General features: G+C 70.3%; 12 protein-coding genes. 6 read left to right on the top strand and 6 right to left on the bottom strand.

What is annotated here, in order from left to right; genetic code table 11:
* Positions 1–128: 128 nt before the first annotated feature.
* Complete coding sequence (metH, locus tag ACFVUT_RS04150) at positions 129–3641, bottom strand: methionine synthase (protein ID WP_389655171.1); 3513 nt, start codon at positions 3639–3641, stop codon at positions 129–131.
* Positions 3642–3880: 239 nt separating this feature from the next.
* On the opposite strand from metH, the gene ACFVUT_RS04145 reads away from it, so the two are divergent.
* From ACFVUT_RS04145 to ACFVUT_RS04125, 5 genes are all read left to right on the top strand, one after another.
* Complete coding sequence (locus ACFVUT_RS04145; protein ID WP_389655169.1) at positions 3881–4645, top strand: IclR family transcriptional regulator; 765 nt, start codon at positions 3881–3883, stop codon at positions 4643–4645.
* Positions 4646–5037: 392 nt separating this feature from the next.
* On the top strand, positions 5038–5829 hold the full coding sequence (locus ACFVUT_RS04140; protein WP_389655167.1) for an MIP/aquaporin family protein: 792 nt from the start codon (positions 5038–5040) through the stop codon (positions 5827–5829).
* Between the two features lie 44 nt (positions 5830–5873).
* Positions 5874–7409 (top strand): glycerol kinase GlpK, encoded by a 1536-nt coding sequence (glpK, locus tag ACFVUT_RS04135; protein WP_389655165.1) that lies wholly within the window; start codon positions 5874–5876, stop codon positions 7407–7409.
* Between the two features lie 5 nt (positions 7410–7414).
* Positions 7415–9025, top strand: a complete 1611-nt coding sequence (locus tag ACFVUT_RS04130) for an FAD-dependent oxidoreductase (RefSeq protein WP_389655163.1) — start codon at positions 7415–7417, stop codon at positions 9023–9025.
* Between the two features lie 259 nt (positions 9026–9284).
* Positions 9285–9956 (top strand): FadR/GntR family transcriptional regulator, encoded by a 672-nt coding sequence (locus ACFVUT_RS04125; RefSeq protein ID WP_389655161.1) that lies wholly within the window; start codon positions 9285–9287, stop codon positions 9954–9956.
* A gap of 127 nt (positions 9957–10083) precedes the next feature.
* Here the strand turns inward: ACFVUT_RS04125 and ACFVUT_RS04120 are convergent, their stop codons facing one another.
* From ACFVUT_RS04120 to ACFVUT_RS04100, 5 genes are all read right to left on the bottom strand, one after another.
* Positions 10084–11136, bottom strand: coding sequence for an ABC transporter permease (locus ACFVUT_RS04120; RefSeq protein ID WP_389655159.1), 1053 nt, complete (start codon positions 11134–11136; stop codon positions 10084–10086).
* Positions 11133–12656, bottom strand: a complete 1524-nt coding sequence (locus ACFVUT_RS04115) for a sugar ABC transporter ATP-binding protein (protein WP_389655157.1) — start codon at positions 12654–12656, stop codon at positions 11133–11135. The genes ACFVUT_RS04120 and ACFVUT_RS04115 overlap by 4 nt, the downstream gene beginning before the upstream one ends.
* A gap of 2 nt (positions 12657–12658) precedes the next feature.
* On the bottom strand, positions 12659–13699 hold the full coding sequence (locus ACFVUT_RS04110; RefSeq protein ID WP_389655155.1) for a sugar ABC transporter substrate-binding protein: 1041 nt from the start codon (positions 13697–13699) through the stop codon (positions 12659–12661).
* 214 nt (positions 13700–13913) lie between these two features.
* Positions 13914–14693 carry an SDR family NAD(P)-dependent oxidoreductase gene (locus ACFVUT_RS04105; RefSeq protein WP_389655153.1) on the bottom strand — a complete coding sequence of 260 codons (780 nt, stop codon included), beginning with the start codon at positions 14691–14693 and terminating at the stop codon, positions 13914–13916.
* Positions 14690–16030 (bottom strand): enolase C-terminal domain-like protein, encoded by a 1341-nt coding sequence (locus tag ACFVUT_RS04100; protein WP_389655151.1) that lies wholly within the window; start codon positions 16028–16030, stop codon positions 14690–14692. The genes ACFVUT_RS04105 and ACFVUT_RS04100 overlap by 4 nt, the downstream gene beginning before the upstream one ends.
* A 254-nt stretch (positions 16031–16284) precedes the next feature.
* Here ACFVUT_RS04100 and ACFVUT_RS04095 point away from each other — a divergent pair, with 254 nt between their 5' ends.
* Positions 16285–17364, top strand: a complete 1080-nt coding sequence (locus tag ACFVUT_RS04095) for a PAC2 family protein (protein ID WP_389655149.1) — start codon at positions 16285–16287, stop codon at positions 17362–17364.
* Positions 17365–17519 lie beyond the last annotated feature (155 nt).

Below are 17519 nucleotides of genomic sequence, written 5' to 3'. Positions count from 1 at the left end.
GAGAAGGCCGGCCGCCCTTTCCCGTGGGAAGGGCGACCGGCCTTCACTGGACCGACCAGTCTACGACGTGTCCGACGACGGTGCGCTGAACAGCGCCCCACCGCGCGTTGAACGGCGTTCTGCCGCTTCTACCGCGCGTTGAAGTACTTCGCCTCCGGGTGGTGGATGACGATCGCGTCGGTGGACTGCTCCGGGTGCAGCTGGAACTCCTCGGAGAGGTGCACGCCGATCCGCTCGGGCTGGAGCAGCTCGGCGATCTTCGCCCGGTCCTCCAGGTCGGGGCAGGCCCCGTAGCCGAGCGAGAAGCGCGCGCCGCGGTACTTCAGCGCGAACATGTCCTCGACCTCGGCGGGGTCCTCGCCGCCGAAGCCCAGCTCGGAGCGGACACGGGCGTGCCAGTACTCGGCGAGGGCCTCGGCCAGCTGTACGGACAGGCCGTGCAGCTCCAGGTAGTCGCGGTAGGCGTTGGCCTCGAAGAGCTCGGCGGTCTCGCCGCCGATCTTCGAGCCGACGGTGACGACCTGGAGGCCGATCACATCCGTCTCGCCGGACTCCTCGGGGCGGAAGAAGTCCGCGAGGCAGAGGCGGCGGCCGCGGCGCTGGCGCGGGAAGGTGAAGCGGGTGCGCTCGGAGCCGTCCTCGTGGAGCAGGATCAGGTCGTCGCCCTTGGAGACGCAGGGGAAGTAGCCGTAGACGACGGCCGCCTCCAGCAGGTTCTCGGTGTGCAGCTTGTCGAGCCAGCCGCGCAGGTGCGGGCGGCCCTCGGCCTCGACCAGTTCCTCGTACGTCGGGCCGTCACCGGCACGGGCCTGCTTGAGGCCCCACTGGCCCTTGAAGAGCGCGCCCTCGTCCAGCCAGGACGCGTACTCCTTGAGCTGGATGCCCTTGACGACCCGGGTGCCCCAGAACGGCGGGGCGGGGACCGGGTTGTCGACGGCGACGTCGGAGCGGACGCCCTCCTCGGGCTCGTCGACCTCCAGGACCGCCGTGTCCCGCTTGGGAACGCGGCGCTGCTTGAGTTCGGGGAGGGTGGCGCCGGGAACGCCGCGCTTGACCGCGATCAGGGCGTCCATCAGGCGCAGTCCCTCGAACGCGTCGCGGGCGTAGCGGACCTCGCCCTCATAGATCTCGTGGAGGTCCTGCTCGACGTAGGCGCGGGTGAGGGCCGCACCGCCGAGGATCACCGGGAAGTCGGCGGCCAGCTTGCGCTGGTTCAGCTCCTCCAGGTTCTCCTTCATGATCACGGTGGACTTCACCAGGAGGCCGGACATGCCGATGACGTCGGCGCGGTGCTCCGCGGCGGCTTCCAGAATCGCGGAGACGGGCTGCTTGATGCCGAGGTTCACGACGTTGTAGCCGTTGTTGGACAGGATGATGTCGACGAGGTTCTTGCCGATGTCATGGACGTCGCCGCGGACGGTGGCCAGGACGATGGTGCCCTTGCCCTCGGCGTCGGACTTCTCCATGTGCGGTTCCAGATGGGCGACCGCGGACTTCATGACCTCGGCGGACTGGAGCACGAACGGCAGCTGCATCTGGCCGGAGCCGAAGAGCTCGCCGACGACCTTCATGCCCTCCAGAAGGGTGTCGTTGACGATGTCGAGGGCCGGCCGGGTCCGCAGGGCCTCGTCGAGGTCGGTCGTCAGGCCGTTCTTCTCGCCGTCGATGATGCGTCGCTGGAGGCGCTCGTCGAGCGGCAGGGCGAGGAGTTCCTCGGCCTTGCCCGCCTTCATGGACTTCGTGCTGACGCCCTCGAAGAGCTCCATGAGCTTCTGGAGGGGGTCGTAGCCCTCGGACCGGCGGTCGTAGACGAGGTCGAGCGCGACCTTGACCTGTTCCTCGTCGAGGCGCGCGATCGGCAGGATCTTGGAGGCGTGCACGATCGCGGAGTCGAGACCGGCCTTGACGCACTCGTCGAGGAAGACGGAGTTGAGCACGACGCGGGCGGCCGGGTTGAGGCCGAAGGAGATGTTGGACAGGCCGAGTGTGGTCTGCACGTCCGGGTGGCGCTTCTTGAGCTCGCGGATGGCCCCGATGGTGGCGATGCCGTCGCCCCGGGACTCCTCCTGGCCGGTGCAGATGGTGAAGGTCAGGGTGTCGACGAGGATGTCCGACTCCTTGATGCCCCAGTTGCCGGTCAGGTCCTCGATGAGCCGCTCGGCGACGGCGACCTTGTGCTCGACGGTGCGGGCCTGGCCCTCCTCGTCGATGGTCAGGGCGATCAGCGCGGCGCCGTGCTCGGCGGCCAGCGCGGTGACCTTGGCGAAGCGGGACTCGGGACCGTCACCGTCCTCGTAGTTGACGGAGTTGAGGACGGCTCGGCCGCCGAGCTTCTCCAGGCCGGCCCGCAGGACGGGCAGCTCGGTGGAGTCGAGCACGATGGGGAGCGTGGAGGCGGTCGCGAAGCGCCCGGCCAGCTCCTCCATGTCCGCGACTCCGTCGCGGCCCACGTAGTCGACGCAGAGGTCGAGCATGTGGGCGCCCTCGCGGATCTGGTCGCGGGCCATCTCCACGCAGTCGTCCCAGCGGGCCTCCAGCATGGCCTCGCGGAACTTCTTCGATCCGTTGGCGTTCGTACGCTCACCGATCGCGAGGTACGAGGTGTCCTGGCGGAACGGGACGGTCTGGTACAGGGACGCGGCGCCCGGTTCGGGGTGCGGGGCGCGGGCGGTGACGGCGACGCCCCGTACCCGCTCGACGACCTGGCGCAGGTGCTCCGGGGTCGTACCGCAACAGCCGCCGACCAGGGAGAGGCCGTACTCGCGGACGAAGGTCTCCTGGGCGTCGGCCAGCTCGCCCGGGGAGAGCGGGTAGTGCGCGCCGTCCTTGCCCAGGACGGGGAGGCCGGCGTTGGGCATGCAGGCGAGCGGGATGCCGGAGTGGCGGGCGAGGTAGCGAAGGTGCTCGCTCATCTCGGCGGGGCCGGTGGCGCAGTTCAGGCCGATGAGATCGATGCCGAGAGGCTCCAGAGCGGTGAGCGCCGCGCCGATCTCGGAGCCGAGCAGCATCGTGCCGGTCGTCTCGACGGTGACGGAGCAGATCACCGGGAGATTCGCACCGCCGGTCTCCAGGGCGCGGCGGGCGCCGATGATCGCGGCCTTGGTCTGCAGGAGGTCCTGGGTGGTCTCGACCAGGAGGGCGTCGGCGCCTCCGGCGATCAGACCCTCGGCGTTCTGCTGGTAGGCGTCCCGGAGCTTGCCGTACGGGGCGTGGCCGAGGGTCGGCAGCTTCGTACCCGGGCCCATGGAGCCGAGCACCCAGCGCTGCTGTCCGGTGGAGGCGGTGAACTCGTCGGCGACCTCGCGGGCGATGCGCGCGCCGGACTCGGAGAGCTCGAAGACCCGCTCGGCGATGTCGTACTCGCCGAGGGCCGCCAGGTTGGCGCCGAAGGTGTTCGTCTCGACGCAGTCGACGCCGACGGAGAAGTACTCCTGGTGCACGGAACGCACGATGTCGGGGCGCGTGACGTTCAGGATCTCGTTGCAGCCTTCGAGGTCCTGGAAGTCGTCGAGGCTGGGATCCTGCGCCTGGAGCATGGTGCCCATGGCACCGTCGGCCACCACCACCCGCTCGGCGAGGGCCTCACGGAGGGCTTGGGCTCGGTTCCGGCTGTCGGCGGAAGGGGTCGGCGACGAGGCCATGGATGTACTCCCTGGGATGCGACGGCTGTCGGCTTTGCGCCTTCGGCGGAGGGCGCACCAGGCCAGGGTAGCCGGGCGGCACCCGGGGCCGTCACTCCGTCCCACGGAACGGACGGCATGCTGTGCCAGGGGATGTCCGGATCTGAGTGGTGCCGCAGATTTCCTCTGGGGTCGAGCAGAGGTCGGCATCGACCGATAATGTTCAGCATTGTCGAACCGAGGTGGAGGAGTACGGCGCGATGGCCAAGAACATCCAGTCGCTGGAGCGGGCGGCGGCGATGCTGCGCCTGCTGGCAGGCGGCGAGCGTCGGCTGGGACTGTCCGACATCGCCTCCTCACTGGGCCTGGCCAAGGGCACCGCGCACGGCATCCTGCGCACGCTCCAGCACGAGGGCTTCGTCGAGCAGGACGCGGCGTCCGGCCGCTACCAGCTCGGCGCCGAGCTGCTGCGCCTGGGCAACAGCTATCTGGACGTCCACGAGCTGCGGGCCCGCGCCCTCGTCTGGACGGACGACCTGGCCCGCTCCAGCGGCGAGAGCGCGCACCTGGGCGTTCTGCACCAGCAGGGTGTCCTGATCGTCCACCACGTCTTCCGGCCGGACGACAGCCGGCAGGTCCTGGAGGTCGGGGCCATGCAGCCGCTGCACTCCACGGCCCTGGGCAAGGTGCTGTCGGCGTACGACCCGGTCGCCCACACCGAGGCCATGGACGCCGAGCGGCGGCCGTTCACGCCGCGCACCGTCACCGACGCGGACGGCTTCGAGGCGGTGCTCGACCTGGTCCGGGCGCGCGGCTGGGCGGCCGACGTGGAGGAGACCTGGGAGGGGGTGGCCGCGGTGGCCGCCCCGATCCACGACCGGCGGCGGATGCCGGTCGGCGCGGTGGCCGTGACCGGCGCGGTGGAGCGGGTCTGCGCGGACGGGGAGCTGCGCCCCGAGCTGGTCGCCGCGGTGCGCGACTGCGCCCGCGCGGTCTCCAGGGACCTGGGCGCCCGGCCGTTCTGAGACCGCCCCTGCCGCCACCGCGGAGCGGCTCCGCCCGGACCGGGAGCCGCACCCCGACCTGTCGCCGCACCCCGACGCGTCGCCGCGCCGCGCGACCGCGCCCGCGCGGCCTTCGGGGATCCGGCCGCTTGCGCCCGGCCGTTCCGGGGCCGCCCCTGCCGTCACCGGCGACCCGCCGGTAACGAATCGAGTTATAGGCCACACAACCCTTGACGCCTCGTTCACCTGGGAGAAACACTGCCGTTCATCGGTCGGCATTGTCGAACGACTAACGGAAAAGCGCGTTAGGGTGTGACAGCGCCAAGGGCCGGAAAACGCCCTCACCTGAGGGCGCGGACCACCGGAGGGACCCGGGGTTCGGCTTCCCTGGACGAAGGACAAAGGAGTCGCGGGTGTCCAGCTCCGACATCTTCATCGGCGAGACCATAGGTACCGCCGTACTCATCCTGCTCGGCGGCGGTGTCTGTGCCGCCGTCACGCTCAAGGGCTCCAAGGCGCGCGACGCCGGGTGGCTCGCCATCACCTTCGGGTGGGGTTTCGCCGTGCTGACCGGCGCGTATCTGGCCGGTGGCGTGTCCGGCGCGCATCTCAATCCGGCCGTCACGATCGGCCTCGCGATCGAGGGCGGCACCAAGTGGAGCGACGTACCGCTGTACCTCGGCTCCCAGCTGCTGGGCGCGATGATCGGCGCGGTGCTGGTCTGGCTGACGTACTACGGGCAGTTCCGGGCCCATCTCACGGATCCGGAGATCGTGGGCGCCCGGTCGGGTGAAGAGGCCATGGTCGACAAGTCCGCCTCTCCGGAGGCCGGCCCGGTGCTGGGTGTCTTCTCCACCGGCCCCGAGATCCGGAACGCGGCGCAGAACCTCGTCACCGAGATCATCGCCACCGTCGTGCTCGTCCTGGCGATCCTCACCCAGGGCCTCAACAGCGACGGCAACGGTCTGGGCACGCTCGGCGCACTGGTCACCGCTCTGGTCGTCGTCAGTATCGGTCTCTCGCTCGGCGGGCCGACGGGTTACGCGATCAACCCGGTTCGCGACCTCGGTCCGCGTATCGTGCACGCGCTGCTGCCGCTGCCGAACAAGGGCGGTTCGGACTGGGGCTACGCGTGGATCCCGGTCGTCGGCCCGCTCGTCGGCGGCGCGATCGCGGGCGGGCTCTACAACGTCGCCTTCGCCTGAGAACCGCACCCCCTCACGACCACACAGACTTCCGGGAGCACTCCGTGACCGACGCACACACCACCGGCCCGTTCATCGCGGCCATCGACCAGGGCACCACCTCCAGCCGCTGCATCGTCTTCGACAAGGACGGCCGGATCGTCTCCGTCGACCAGAAGGAGCACGAACAGATCTTCCCGAAGCCGGGCTGGGTCGAGCACAACGCGACCGAGATCTGGGAGAACGTCCAGGAGGTCGTGGCCGGCGCCGTCGTCAAGGCGGGCATCACCGCCGCCGATGTGAAGGCGATCGGCATCACCAACCAGCGCGAGACCACGCTGCTCTGGGACAAGAACACGGGTGAGCCCGTCCACAACGCCCTGGTCTGGCAGGACACCCGTACCGACGCGCTCTGCAAGGAGCTCGGCCGCAACGTCGGCCAGGACCGCTTCCGCCGCGAGACGGGTCTGCCGCTCGCCTCGTACTTCGCGGGGCCCAAGGTCCGCTGGCTGCTCGACAACGTCGAGGGGCTGCGCGAGCGCGCCGAGCGCGGCGACATCCTCTTCGGCACCATGGACTCCTGGGTCATCTGGAACCTGACCGGCGGCACCGACGGCGGTGTCCACGTCACCGACGTCACCAACGCCTCGCGCACCCTCCTGATGAACCTGCACGAGATGAAGTGGGACGAGCGGATCCTCCAGTCCATGGAGATCCCCGCCGCCGTGCTGCCCGAGATCCGCTCCTCCGCCGAGGTGTACGGCACCGCCAGGGACGGCGTCCTGGCCGGTGTCCCGGTCGCGTCCGCGCTCGGCGACCAGCAGGCGGCGCTCTTCGGCCAGACCTGTTTCGCCGAGGGCGAGGCCAAGTCCACGTACGGCACCGGCACCTTCATGCTGCTGAACACCGGCGAGCAGCCCGTCAACTCGTACAACGGGCTGCTCACCACGGTCGGTTACCGGATCGGCGACCAGAAGCCGGTGTACGCCCTGGAGGGCTCCATCGCCGTCACCGGTTCGCTGGTGCAGTGGATGCGTGACCAGATGGGCCTGATCAACTCCGCAGCGGAGATCGAGACACTGGCCTCCTCGGTCGAGGACAACGGCGGCGCCTACTTCGTACCCGCGTTCTCCGGCCTGTTCGCCCCGTACTGGCGCCCCGACGCGCGCGGGGTCATCGCCGGTCTCACCCGGTACGTCACCAAGGCGCACATCGCCCGTGCCGTGCTCGAAGCCACCGCCTGGCAGACCCGTGAGATCAGCGACGCGATGACCAAGGACTCCGGGGTCGAGCTGACCGCGCTCAAGGTCGACGGCGGCATGACCTCCAACAACCTGCTGATGCAGACGCTCGCCGACTTCCTGGACGCACCCGTGGTGCGGCCGATGGTCGCCGAGACGACCTGCCTCGGCGCCGCCTACGCCGCCGGGCTCGCCGTCGGCTTCTGGCCGGACACCGACGCGCTGCGCGCCAACTGGCGCCGGGCCGCCGAGTGGACACCCCGTATGGCCGCGGACACCCGCGACCGCGAGTACAAGAACTGGCTCAAGGCCGTGGAACGGACCATGGGCTGGCTCGAAGACAGCACAGTCGAGGAGTAATCACCATGACCACCCTGCAGAGCGTCCCGTCCCTCGGGACGCACCCGGCCTCCGGCTCCCTTCCGAGCCGCGCCGAGACCCGGGAACAGCTCTCCAAGGCGACGTACGACCTCCTGGTGATCGGCGGCGGCATCCTGGGCATCTCCACCGCCTGGCATGCCGCGCAGTCCGGGCTGCGGGTGGCCCTGGTGGACGCCGGCGACTTCGCCGGCGCCACCTCCTCCGCCTCCTCCAAGCTGCTCCACGGCGGCCTGCGCTATCTCCAGACCGGCGCGGTGAAGCTGGTCGCGGAGAACCACTTCGAGCGGCGCGCGGTGTCCCGGCAGGTCGCCCCGCACCTGGCGAATCCGCTCACCTTCTACCTGCCCGTCTACAAGGGCGGCCCGCACGGAGCGGCCAAGCTCGGCGCGGGTGTGTTCGCGTATTCGGCGCTCTCCGCGTTCGGCGACGGGGTCGGACATGTGATCAGCCCGGCGAGGGCGCGGCGCGATGTGCCGGAGCTGCGTACGGACGGTCTGAAGGCCGTCGCGGTCTACGGCGACGACCAGATGAACGACGCCCGGATGGCACTGATGACGGTCCGTGCGGCCGTCGACGCGGGTGCGGTCGTCCTGAACCACGCGGCGGTGACGGGGTTGCGGTTCACCCGGGGCCGGGTGACGGGCGCCGAACTGGAGGACCGTACGGACGGCACGGAGTTCGGCGTCGACGCCCGCCTCGTCCTGAACGCCACCGGCCCGTGGGTCGATCACCTGCGCCGGATGGAGGACCCGGCCGCGGCGCCCTCGATCCGCCTGTCCAAGGGCGCGCACCTGGTGCTGAAGCGCACGCGCCCCTGGAAGGCCGCGCTGGCCACCCCGATCGACAAGTACCGCATCACGTTCGCCCTGCCGTGGGAGGACATGCTGCTGCTCGGGACGACGGACGAGGAGTACGAGGGCGATCCGGCGGACGTCTCCGTCGACGAGAAGGACATCACGCAGATCCTGGACGAGGCCGCGTTCTCCATCAGGGACCAGCAGCTGTCGCGTGATCTGATCACGTACTCCTTCGCGGGTCTGCGCGTGCTGCCCGGCGGTCCCGGAGACACCGCCAAGGCCAAGCGCGAGACGGTCGTGACGGAGGGCCGCTGCGGGATGCTGTCGGTCGCTGGCGGCAAGTGGACGACGTTCCGTCACATCGGCCGCACGGTGATGAACAAGTTGGCCGCGCTGCCCGGACACCCGCTCGCCGAGGACATGGAGCCGATCGCGCACCTGCCGAAGAAGCTCCCGCTGCCCGGCATCGCCAACCCGAACGCGGTGGCGCACCGGTTGCTGGTCGACGGCGGTGCACCCGGTGCGCGCATGGCGGCCGACACCGCGCGCCATCTCGCCACGCACTACGGTTCGCTCTCCTTCGACATCGCGCGGCTGGCGAACGAGAACCCGGCGCTGGCCGCGCGCATCCACCCGGACGCGCCGGAGATCTGGGCCCAGGTCGCCTACGCGCGTGATCACGAGTGGGCCGAGACGCCGGACGACGTGCTGCGCCGCCGCACGACGCTGACGATCCGGGGTCTGGCGACGGACGAGATCCGGGCGCGCGTCGCGTCCGTGCTCGGCGACCGGAGCTGACGGGGTCGGACGTATCCGGGCGGGGCGGCTCTGCACAGGGGGCCGCCCCGCCCGGCTGTCCGCGGGCCGCGGTCCGGCGGGCGCGCCGCACGGGCACGAGAGGACCCGTGGGACGGACGAAGCCATGACGCTGCCGTGGGTGACCGTCCGGTGGCCGCGCGCCGGACGGCCGACAGACCCGCTCATCCGCCTCTTCGGACCCGCATAATGAAGAGAGACATCGGATGTCTGATTCCAGTCCGGATCCAGGAGGACCGTCATGGCTGTCACCGACGAGGCGATCGAGAAGATCAAGGCAATGATCGTCTCGGGTGCGCTACGGCCCGGGGACCGGCTCCCCAAGGAGAGCGAGCTCGCGGCGGAGCTGGGGCTCTCCCGCAACTCCCTCCGGGAGGCGGTGCGCGCGCTGTCGCTGATCCGCATCCTCGACGTGCGACAGGGCGACGGCACATACGTGACCAGCCTCGACCCGCAACTGCTGCTGGAGGCGCTGAGCTTCGTGGTGGACTTCCACCGGGACGACACGGTGCTCGAATTCCTCGCGGTCCGCCGCATTCTGGAACCGGCCGCGACGGCCATGGCGGCGACCCGGATCACCGAGACCCAACTGGACTCCTTGAGCGCACAGTTGGACGCACTGGGCGCGCAGCCCACGGTGGAGGAGCTGGTCGCCTGCGATCTGGAGTTCCACCGCGGCATCGTGCAGTCGTCGGGGAACTCGGTGCTCTGCTCGCTGCTCGACGGGCTTTCGGGGCCGACGACCCGGGCGCGGGTCTGGCGGGGTCTGACACAGGAGGACGCGGTCAGCCGAACACTCCACGAGCACCGGGCGATCGTGTCGGCGCTGCGCGACCGGGACGCGGAGGCCGCACGGGCCTGGGCGACGGCGCATGTGGCGAGTGTGGAGCAGTGGCTGCGATCCACGCTGTAGCGCGGGGCGGGGCATGCGGGGCTGCTCCTCCCCCACGCCCGCGCTCGGGGCTCCGCATCCGGCCCGCACACGTCGGACGCCGACGGGGCTGAGGGAATCAGCCCCGTCGGCGTCCGCGCGATCGGGTTCAGTCCTGCTTCTCGCCGCTCGCGAAGCGGGAGATGACCAGGGCGACGATGATGATGGCGCCGTTGAGGAACTGGTTCCAGAGCGCCGGGACACCGCCGAGGGTCATCACATTGACCACCAGTTGGAGTGTCAGTACGCCGGTCAGCGCGCCGAACAGGGTGCCTCGGCCGCCCTTGAGGCTGATGCCGCCGATGACGGCCGCGGCGAACACCTGGAAGATCCAGCCGTTGCCCTGGGTCGCCGCGACCGATCCGTAGTGGCCGGTGTAGAGGATGCCCGCGAAGGCCGCCAGCAGACCGCCGACGGCGAGCACGACCCAGGTGACCCGGTCCACCCGGATGCCCGCGGCCCGCGCCGCTTCCGGGTTGCCGCCGATGGCGTACAGCGAGCGTCCGTGGCGCAGCCAGGCCAGCGCGGCGCCGCCGACGGCGAACAGTGCCAGGCAGATCCAGACGGCGGCCGGCGCACCGAGCCATTCGCTCTTGCCGAGGTAGCGGAACGACTCCGGGACGTCGGTGATGGACTTGCCCTCGGTGATGCCGATGTGCAGGCCGCGCAGCATGGTGAGCATGCCGAGCGTGGCGATGAAGCCGTTGACCCGCAGCTTCAGCATCAGGAAGCCGTTGACCGCGCCGATGGCCAGGCCCACCAGCAGGCAGATCGGGATCGCCGACCAGGTGGGGAGCAGGCCGAGGCCCGCGAAGCGGCCTCCCTCCGCGGGCAGGACCAGCCACATCGCGACGACCGGCGCGATGCCGATCGTCGACTCCAGTGACAGGTCCATCCGTCCGCAGATGAGGATCAGCGCCTGGCCCAGGACGAGGAGGCTCAGCTCGGAGGACTGCTGGACGACGCTGATCAGGTTCTCGGAGGTCAGGAACACCGGCGAGACGATGAATCCGATCACCATCAGCACCAGGATCACCGGTACCAGGGAGAAGTCGCTCCAGCGGATCAGCTTCAGCCGGTCCAGCGGGCGCTCGCCCGTGAGGGGGCTCGTCAGCCCGCTGTCGATGCCGTCGGCCGCCGGAGGCCGTACCGTGCCGGTCATTCCCTCTCCCCCACGCCTTCCATGGCGGCGACGAGTTCCCCGTCGGTCCACCCGCTTGCGAATGTGGCGACCACGCGCCCGTGGAACAGGGCGAGAACCCGGTCGCAGACCCGTAGATCGTCCAGCTCGTCCGAGACGATCACCGCGGCGTTGCCCTCGTCGGCGACCCGTCGCACGACTCCCAGCAGCGAGTCCTTGGACTTGACGTCGACGCCCGCGGTGGGCCGGACCGCCACCAGCACGCTCGGCCCACGGGCCAGTGCGCGGGCGACGACCACCTTCTGCTGGTTGCCTCCGGAGAGTCCGGAGACGGGCTGTTCGGGGCCTTGTGTCTTGATGTCCAGCGAGGTGATCACCGACCGTGCGAACGCCCTCGTGCGGGAAGGGAGTACGGTCCCCCACGGGCCGAGCTGGTCGGTGACCGTCAGGGTGGCGTTCTCGGCGACGCTGCGGTCCAGGACGAGGCCCTGGTCGTGCCGGTCCTCCGGGATGTATCCGATCCCGGCGTCCAGCGCGTGCGGCACACTGCCGCTGCGCACGGCCCTCCCGTGCACACGGACCGTGCCGCCGCCCGCCTTCCGCATACCGGCCAGGGCCTCGCCCACGGCCGTGTTGCCGCTGGCCGCGGAGCCTGCGAGGCCGAGCACCTCGCCGGGGCGGACCTCCAGGTCCAGCGGTTCGAACCGCCCCTCCACGGTGAGCCCTTCGGTGCGCAGGACGGGGGTGGCCGAGGCGTCCCGCACCGCCGTGTCCTCGCCGCGCGCGTGCCAGGCGGTGGCTCCGGCGGACCTCTCACCGGTCATCGCCGTCACCAGTTCCGCCTTGGCGATGTCGGCGACCGGGGCGGTCAGCACGTGGCGGGCGTCGCGGTAGACGGTGACCGCCGTGCACAGTTCGTAGACCTCCTGCAGGTGGTGGGAGATGAAGAGGAACGCCACTCCCTGGCTCTGCAGTTCCCTGAGCTTGTCGAAGAGCCGCCCGATGCCGCGGGCGTCGAGCTGCGCGGTCGGCTCGTCGAGGATGATCAGCCGGGCGCCGAAGGACAGGGCTCGGGCGATCTCGACGAACTGCCTCTGCTCGACGGCGAGATCGCGTGCCCGGGTGCTGGGGTCGACCCGCACCCCGTAGTCGGCGAGGAGTCGCTCGGCACGTCTGCGGAGCTTCCCCCAGCTGATCCAGCGGGCGTTGTCGTCGAAGCGGTTGAGGAAGAGGTTCTCGGCGACGGTCAGGTCGGGGACGACCATGGACTTCTGGTAGACACAGGCGACCTTGGACCGCCAGGCCGCGGTGTCCCCGAAGGCGGGTGCGGGCTCCCCGCCGAACGTGACCGTGCCCGCGTCCGCCTTGTGGAGTCCGGTCAGGACGCCGACCAGGGTCGACTTACCCGCGCCGTTGCGGCCGACGAGGGCGTGGGACTCACCGGGCCGCACGGTGAGCCGGACCCCGTCGAGCGCCACGGTGGGACCGAAGCGTTTGACCACACCTTCTGCCTGGACGGCGGGTGGGAGTGCCTGGTCCATGGCTAGCTCTTCTTCGCCGGCTGGTTGGCCCACAGCTTCGGGTCGTCGACGTTGTCCTTGGTCACCAGCGGCGCCGGGAGCTGGTCCTCCAGGCCGTTCGGGATCTCGATGATGTTCGAGTCGTGGTCGGTCGGGCCCGGCCGGAACGTCTTCCCGTCCAACGCGGCCTTCGCGTAGTACAGCGCGTACTTCGCGTACAGGTCGGCGGGCTGGGAGATGGTGGCGTCGATCTTCCCGGCCTTGATGGCGTCGAACTCCTCCGGGATGCCGTCGTTGGAGATGATGGTGATGTGGCCCGGCTCCCCGGCCGGTTTCAGCAGCTTCTTCTGCTCCAGGAGGGCGAGGGTGGGCTGCAGGAAGACGCCGCCGGCCTGCATGTAGATGCCGTTGATGTCGGGGTGGGCGGCCAGGGTGGCCTGGAGCTTGGCGGAGGCGACATCGCCCTTCCAGTCGGTGGCCAGCTCGAAGACCTCGATGCCGGGAAACTCCTTGTCCATGCAGGACTTGAACGCCTCGGACCGGTCGCGTCCGTTGATCGAGGCGAGGTCGCCCTGGAACTCGACGACCTTGCCCCTGCCCTTCAGCTGCTCACCGAGGTACTTGCAGGCGTTGGTCCCGTACGCCTTGTTGTCGGCCCGCACCACCATGTAGATGTCGCCCTTGTCGGGACGGGTGTCGACGCTGACGACCGGGATCTTCTTCTCGTTCAGCATGTTGAGCGACTCGGCGATCGCCCCGGTGTCCTGCGGCGCCATCACGACGGCCTTGGCGCCCTGGTCCCTGAAGGTCTGGACGTTGGCGACGAGCTTGCCGATGTCGTTCTGCGAGTTGGTCAGCGGCAGGGCCTTGACGTCGCCCGCCTTGACGCCGTCCTCCACATAGTTCTGGTACGAGTTCCAGAAGTCGCTGTCGCTGCGCGGCAGGTCGATCCCGACCTTTCCGCCACCCGCACCATCAGCGGTCGACTCGCGGTTGCAGCCCGCGAGGGCCGTGACAGCCAGCAGCACGGCGCAGGCCGCCGCACTCGTCGTACGCACTCTCATAGGTGTCCCGTCCTTTGTTGAGTACCGATTCGGAGCTCTGGGGGCGGTGCATGGTGCGTGGTGCGTGGTGCCTGGTGCGTGGTGCCTGGTGCCTGGTGCGTGGTGCCTGGTGCTTGGTGCCTGGTGCCTGGTGCGTGGAGGTGCGGCCCGTCGGAGCGGCTCGGGCCTGTCCTGCCCTGATCAACGGGACAGGCCCGTGGGCCGCGCGCCCCGGTCAGCTGTCGGCGGGGCGCAGGCGGAGGCCCTGCATTCCGCCGTCGACGGCCAGTGCCGTGCCGGTGACCGAGGCCGCGGCGGGACTGGCGAGGTAGACGATCGCGGCGGCCACCTCGTCGGCCGAGACCAGCCGTCCCAGCGGCTGGCGGGCGTTCAGCGCGGCGCGCTCGGCGGCCGGGTCGCCGGCCTGGCCCAGGAGTCGTCCGATCCACGGGGTGTCCGCCGTGCCCGGGTTGACGCAGTTGACCCGGACGCCCTCACGGACGTGGTCGGCGGCCATCGCGAGGGTGAGCGAGAGGACCGCGCCCTTGCTCGCGCTGTACAGGGCGCGCTGGGGAAGTCCGGCGGTGGCGGCGATCGAGCAGGTGTGGGTGATCGAGACGTCGCCGGGGCGGTCGGCCGCCGCCCGCCGCAGATGGGGCAGGGCGTGCCGGGCGGTGCGGACCATGCCGAGGACGTTGATGTCCAGGACCCGGGTCCATTCGTCGTCGGCGTTGTCCTCGACCGTCCCGATGGAACCGATGCCCGCGTTGGACACGACGGTGTGCAGGCCGCCCAGTTCACCGGCGGCCTGGTCGACCGCCGCGCGCACGGCCGCGTCGTCGGTGACGTCCGCCTTGAGAGCGAGCGTGCCCTCGGGAGCGCCCGCGGTCTCGCGGTCGAGGACGGCGACGCGCGCGCCGCGCGCCAGCAGCATGGTCGCCACGGCGGCCCCGATGCCCGAGGCACCCCCCGTCACCAGGGCGTTCATTCCCTCGAAGTCGCTTGTGCCGGTCATCGGTGAGCCTCCTCGGTGGTGCGGCGGGCCTGCCATACGGGGCCCTCCGGATAGCGGTGTGCGGCGATCGAATCGGGGAGCATCCGGGCGGAGAAGCCCGGGGAGCTCGGAGCGGTGTAACGGCCGGACTCGATCACGGTGGGGTCGGCGAAGTGTTCGTGGAGATGGTCGACGTACTCGATCACGCGGTCCTCCCAACTGCCGGAGACCGCCACATAGTCGAACATCGAGAGGTGCTGCACCAGCTCGCACAGTCCGACACCGCCGGCGTGCGGGCACACCGGTACGCCGTACTTGGCGGCGAGCAGCAGGATCGCCAGGTTCTCGTTGACGCCCGCGACACGGGCCGCGTCGATCTGCACGAAGTCGACGGCTCCGGCCTGCAGGAGCTGCTTGAACACGACCCGGTTGGCGACGTGTTCGCCGGTGGCGACCTTGACCGGCTGCCCGGCACGGATCGCGGCGTGGCCGAGGATGTCGTCGGGGCTGGTCGGCTCCTCGATCCAGTGCGGGTCGTACGGCGCGAGCGCGGTCATCCACTCCAGCGCGCCGGCGACGTCCCAGCGCTGGTTCGCGTCGACGGCTACCCGGATGTCGGGCCCGACGGCCTCGCGGGCCAGGGCGAGTCTGCGGACGTCGTCGTCGAGGTCGCCGCCGACCTTCAGCTTGATCTGGGTGAAGCCGTCGGCGACGGCCTCCTTCGCCAGCCTGACCAGCTTGTCGTCGCTGTATCCCAGCCAGCCGGGCGAGGTGGTGTACGCCGGGTAGCCCTCGGCGCGCAGCCGGGCGGCGCGCTCGGCCCGGCCGGGTTCGGCGGCCCGCAGGATGGCGAGGGCTTCCTCGGGGGTCAGGGCGTCGGTCAGGTAGCGGAAGTCGACGAGGGAGACGAGCTCCTCGGGCGTCATCTCGGCGAGGAACTGCCAGACGGGCTTGCCTGCCTGCTTCGCCGCCAGGTCCCAGGCGGCGTTGACGACCGCGCCGGCCGCCATGTGCATCACGCCCTTCTCGGGGCCGAGCCAGCGCAGTTGGGAGTCATGGGTGAGTTCACGGTGCAGCGCGGCAAGATCGGCCGCGGTACGGGGTGCCGGGCGCCCCACCACGTACGGGCGCAACGCCTCGATGGCGGCGGCCATCACCTCGTTGCCGCGCCCGATGGTGAAACAGAAGCCGTGCCCCTCGGCGTCGCCCTCGCCGGTTCCGCCATCGGATGCCGTACGCAGCACCACATACGCGGCCGAGTAGTCGGGGTCGGGATTCATGGCGTCCGAGCCGTCCAATTGCTCCGAGGTCGGAAACCGGATGTCGTGGACCTCGAAGTCCGTGACGGTCTGACTCATGTGCGCCCCCAGGGGAATAACATCGGACCTTTGCTCTGGTCATCCGATGTATAGCGTCCTGAATGGCCCAATGTCCAGGGATTGAACGAAAGTGACGGGACACAGCTCGGATGTATGCAGAGACTGGTTCCCTGATTCGGCCGGTGACACACCCGGTGGCCGAGGTTCACCCGGCCGTGCACAAGGCTGCGGCGGGAGTGGCCGGAAGCCGTAAGGTTGACGGGTACGCAAGGGAACTTCGGAAGGAGGCCTGGGTGATCGAGCTCGAGGGGGTTCCCGAGCTGATCGACCCGGTCATGGTGGCCGCGTTCGAGGGATGGAACGACGCAGGTGACGCCGCCTCCACGGCGGTCGCGCATCTGGACCGGGAGTGGAAGGGCGAGGTGTTCGCGGCGCTGGACGCCGAGGACTACTACGACTTCCAGGTCAACCGGCCGACGGTGTGGCTGGACGGCGGGGTGCGCAAGATCACCTGGCCGACCACCCGGCTCTCCGTGGTCCGCGTCGGCGGCGACAAGCCCCGTGATCTCGTCCTGGTCCGCGGAATCGAGCCGTCCATGCGCTGGCGCTCGTTCTGCAACGAGCTCCTGGGCTTCGCCCATGAGCTGGGCGTGGAGATGGTCGTGATCCTGGGCGCGTTGCTCGGTGACACCCCGCACAGCCGCCCGGTACCGGTCAGTGGAGTCACCTCCGACGCGGATCTGGCTCGGACCATGGACCTGGAGGAGACCAGGTACGAGGGGCCGACGGGCATTGTCGGCATCCTCCAGGAGGCCTGTACGCACGCGGGCGTGCCCGCGGTGAGCCTGTGGGCCGCGGTGCCGCACTATGTGTCGCAGCCGCCCAACCCCAAGGCGACCCTCGCGCTGCTGAACCGCCTGGAGGACCTTCTCGGTCTGCGCATTCCGCTGGGAGAACTGCCCGAGGACGCACGGGCCTGGCAGCTCGGCGTCGATCAACTGGCCGCCGAGGACAGCGAAGTGGCGGAATACGTCCAGACGCTGGAGGAGGCCCGGGACACCGCCGAACTGCCCGAGGCGAGCGGCGAGGCCATCGCCCGGGAGTTCGAGCGCTATCTGCGCCGCCGGGACATCGGCCCGGGCCAGGCGCCCGGCGGACACGCGACGGACAGCGGCGACGCCTCGTATCTGCGCGACACCTCCACCGGCCGCACCCGGCCGCCGAAGCCGGTCCGGCCGGACAACGGCGGCGGGACGGGGCCCGGTTCGCCGCCCGTCGGCGGGGCCGGCCGACAGCCGTCGGCCGACGAGGAGGACGACGACGGCGACGGCGACGGCCCTCAGGAGCGGCCGGAGGATTCATCGGAGGACTGACGGGGCCGAGGGTCGGGCGGGGCAGCGGCGACGGATGGGGCTGCCCCCTCAGGACTGCGACTGTCGTCACTGTGACTGTCGTCGCCCCGGTGCGCGTCGATGACGGCACAGAGCGCCTTCGGCGCAGGTCCGGACCCTTGGCCCAGCACGGGTCC

It is taken from the genome of Streptomyces sp. NPDC058051 (assembly GCF_042885475.1).
GTDB lineage: Bacteria > Actinomycetota > Actinomycetes > Streptomycetales > Streptomycetaceae > Streptomyces.
This window is presented reverse-complemented; position numbering and strand designations above follow the sequence as displayed.

What these genes read in the sequence shown, in the direction of transcription:
- metH (WP_389655171.1), bottom strand. Translation starts at nt 3,641, where the DNA reads ATGGCCTCGTCGCCGACCCCTTCCGCCGACAGCCGGAACCGAGCCCAA.
- ACFVUT_RS04145 (WP_389655169.1), top strand. Translation starts at nt 3,881, where the DNA reads ATGGCCAAGAACATCCAGTCGCTGGAGCGGGCGGCGGCGATGCTGCGC.
- ACFVUT_RS04130 (WP_389655163.1), top strand. Translation starts at nt 7,415, where the DNA reads ATGACCACCCTGCAGAGCGTCCCGTCCCTCGGGACGCACCCGGCCTCC.
- ACFVUT_RS04125 (WP_389655161.1), top strand. Translation starts at nt 9,285, where the DNA reads ATGGCTGTCACCGACGAGGCGATCGAGAAGATCAAGGCAATGATCGTC.
- ACFVUT_RS04120 (WP_389655159.1), bottom strand. Translation starts at nt 11,136, where the DNA reads ATGACCGGCACGGTACGGCCTCCGGCGGCCGACGGCATCGACAGCGGG.
- ACFVUT_RS04115 (WP_389655157.1), bottom strand. Translation starts at nt 12,656, where the DNA reads ATGGACCAGGCACTCCCACCCGCCGTCCAGGCAGAAGGTGTGGTCAAA.
- ACFVUT_RS04110 (WP_389655155.1), bottom strand. Translation starts at nt 13,699, where the DNA reads ATGAGAGTGCGTACGACGAGTGCGGCGGCCTGCGCCGTGCTGCTGGCT.
- ACFVUT_RS04105 (WP_389655153.1), bottom strand. Translation starts at nt 14,693, where the DNA reads ATGACCGGCACAAGCGACTTCGAGGGAATGAACGCCCTGGTGACGGGG.
- ACFVUT_RS04100 (WP_389655151.1), bottom strand. Translation starts at nt 16,030, where the DNA reads ATGAGTCAGACCGTCACGGACTTCGAGGTCCACGACATCCGGTTTCCG.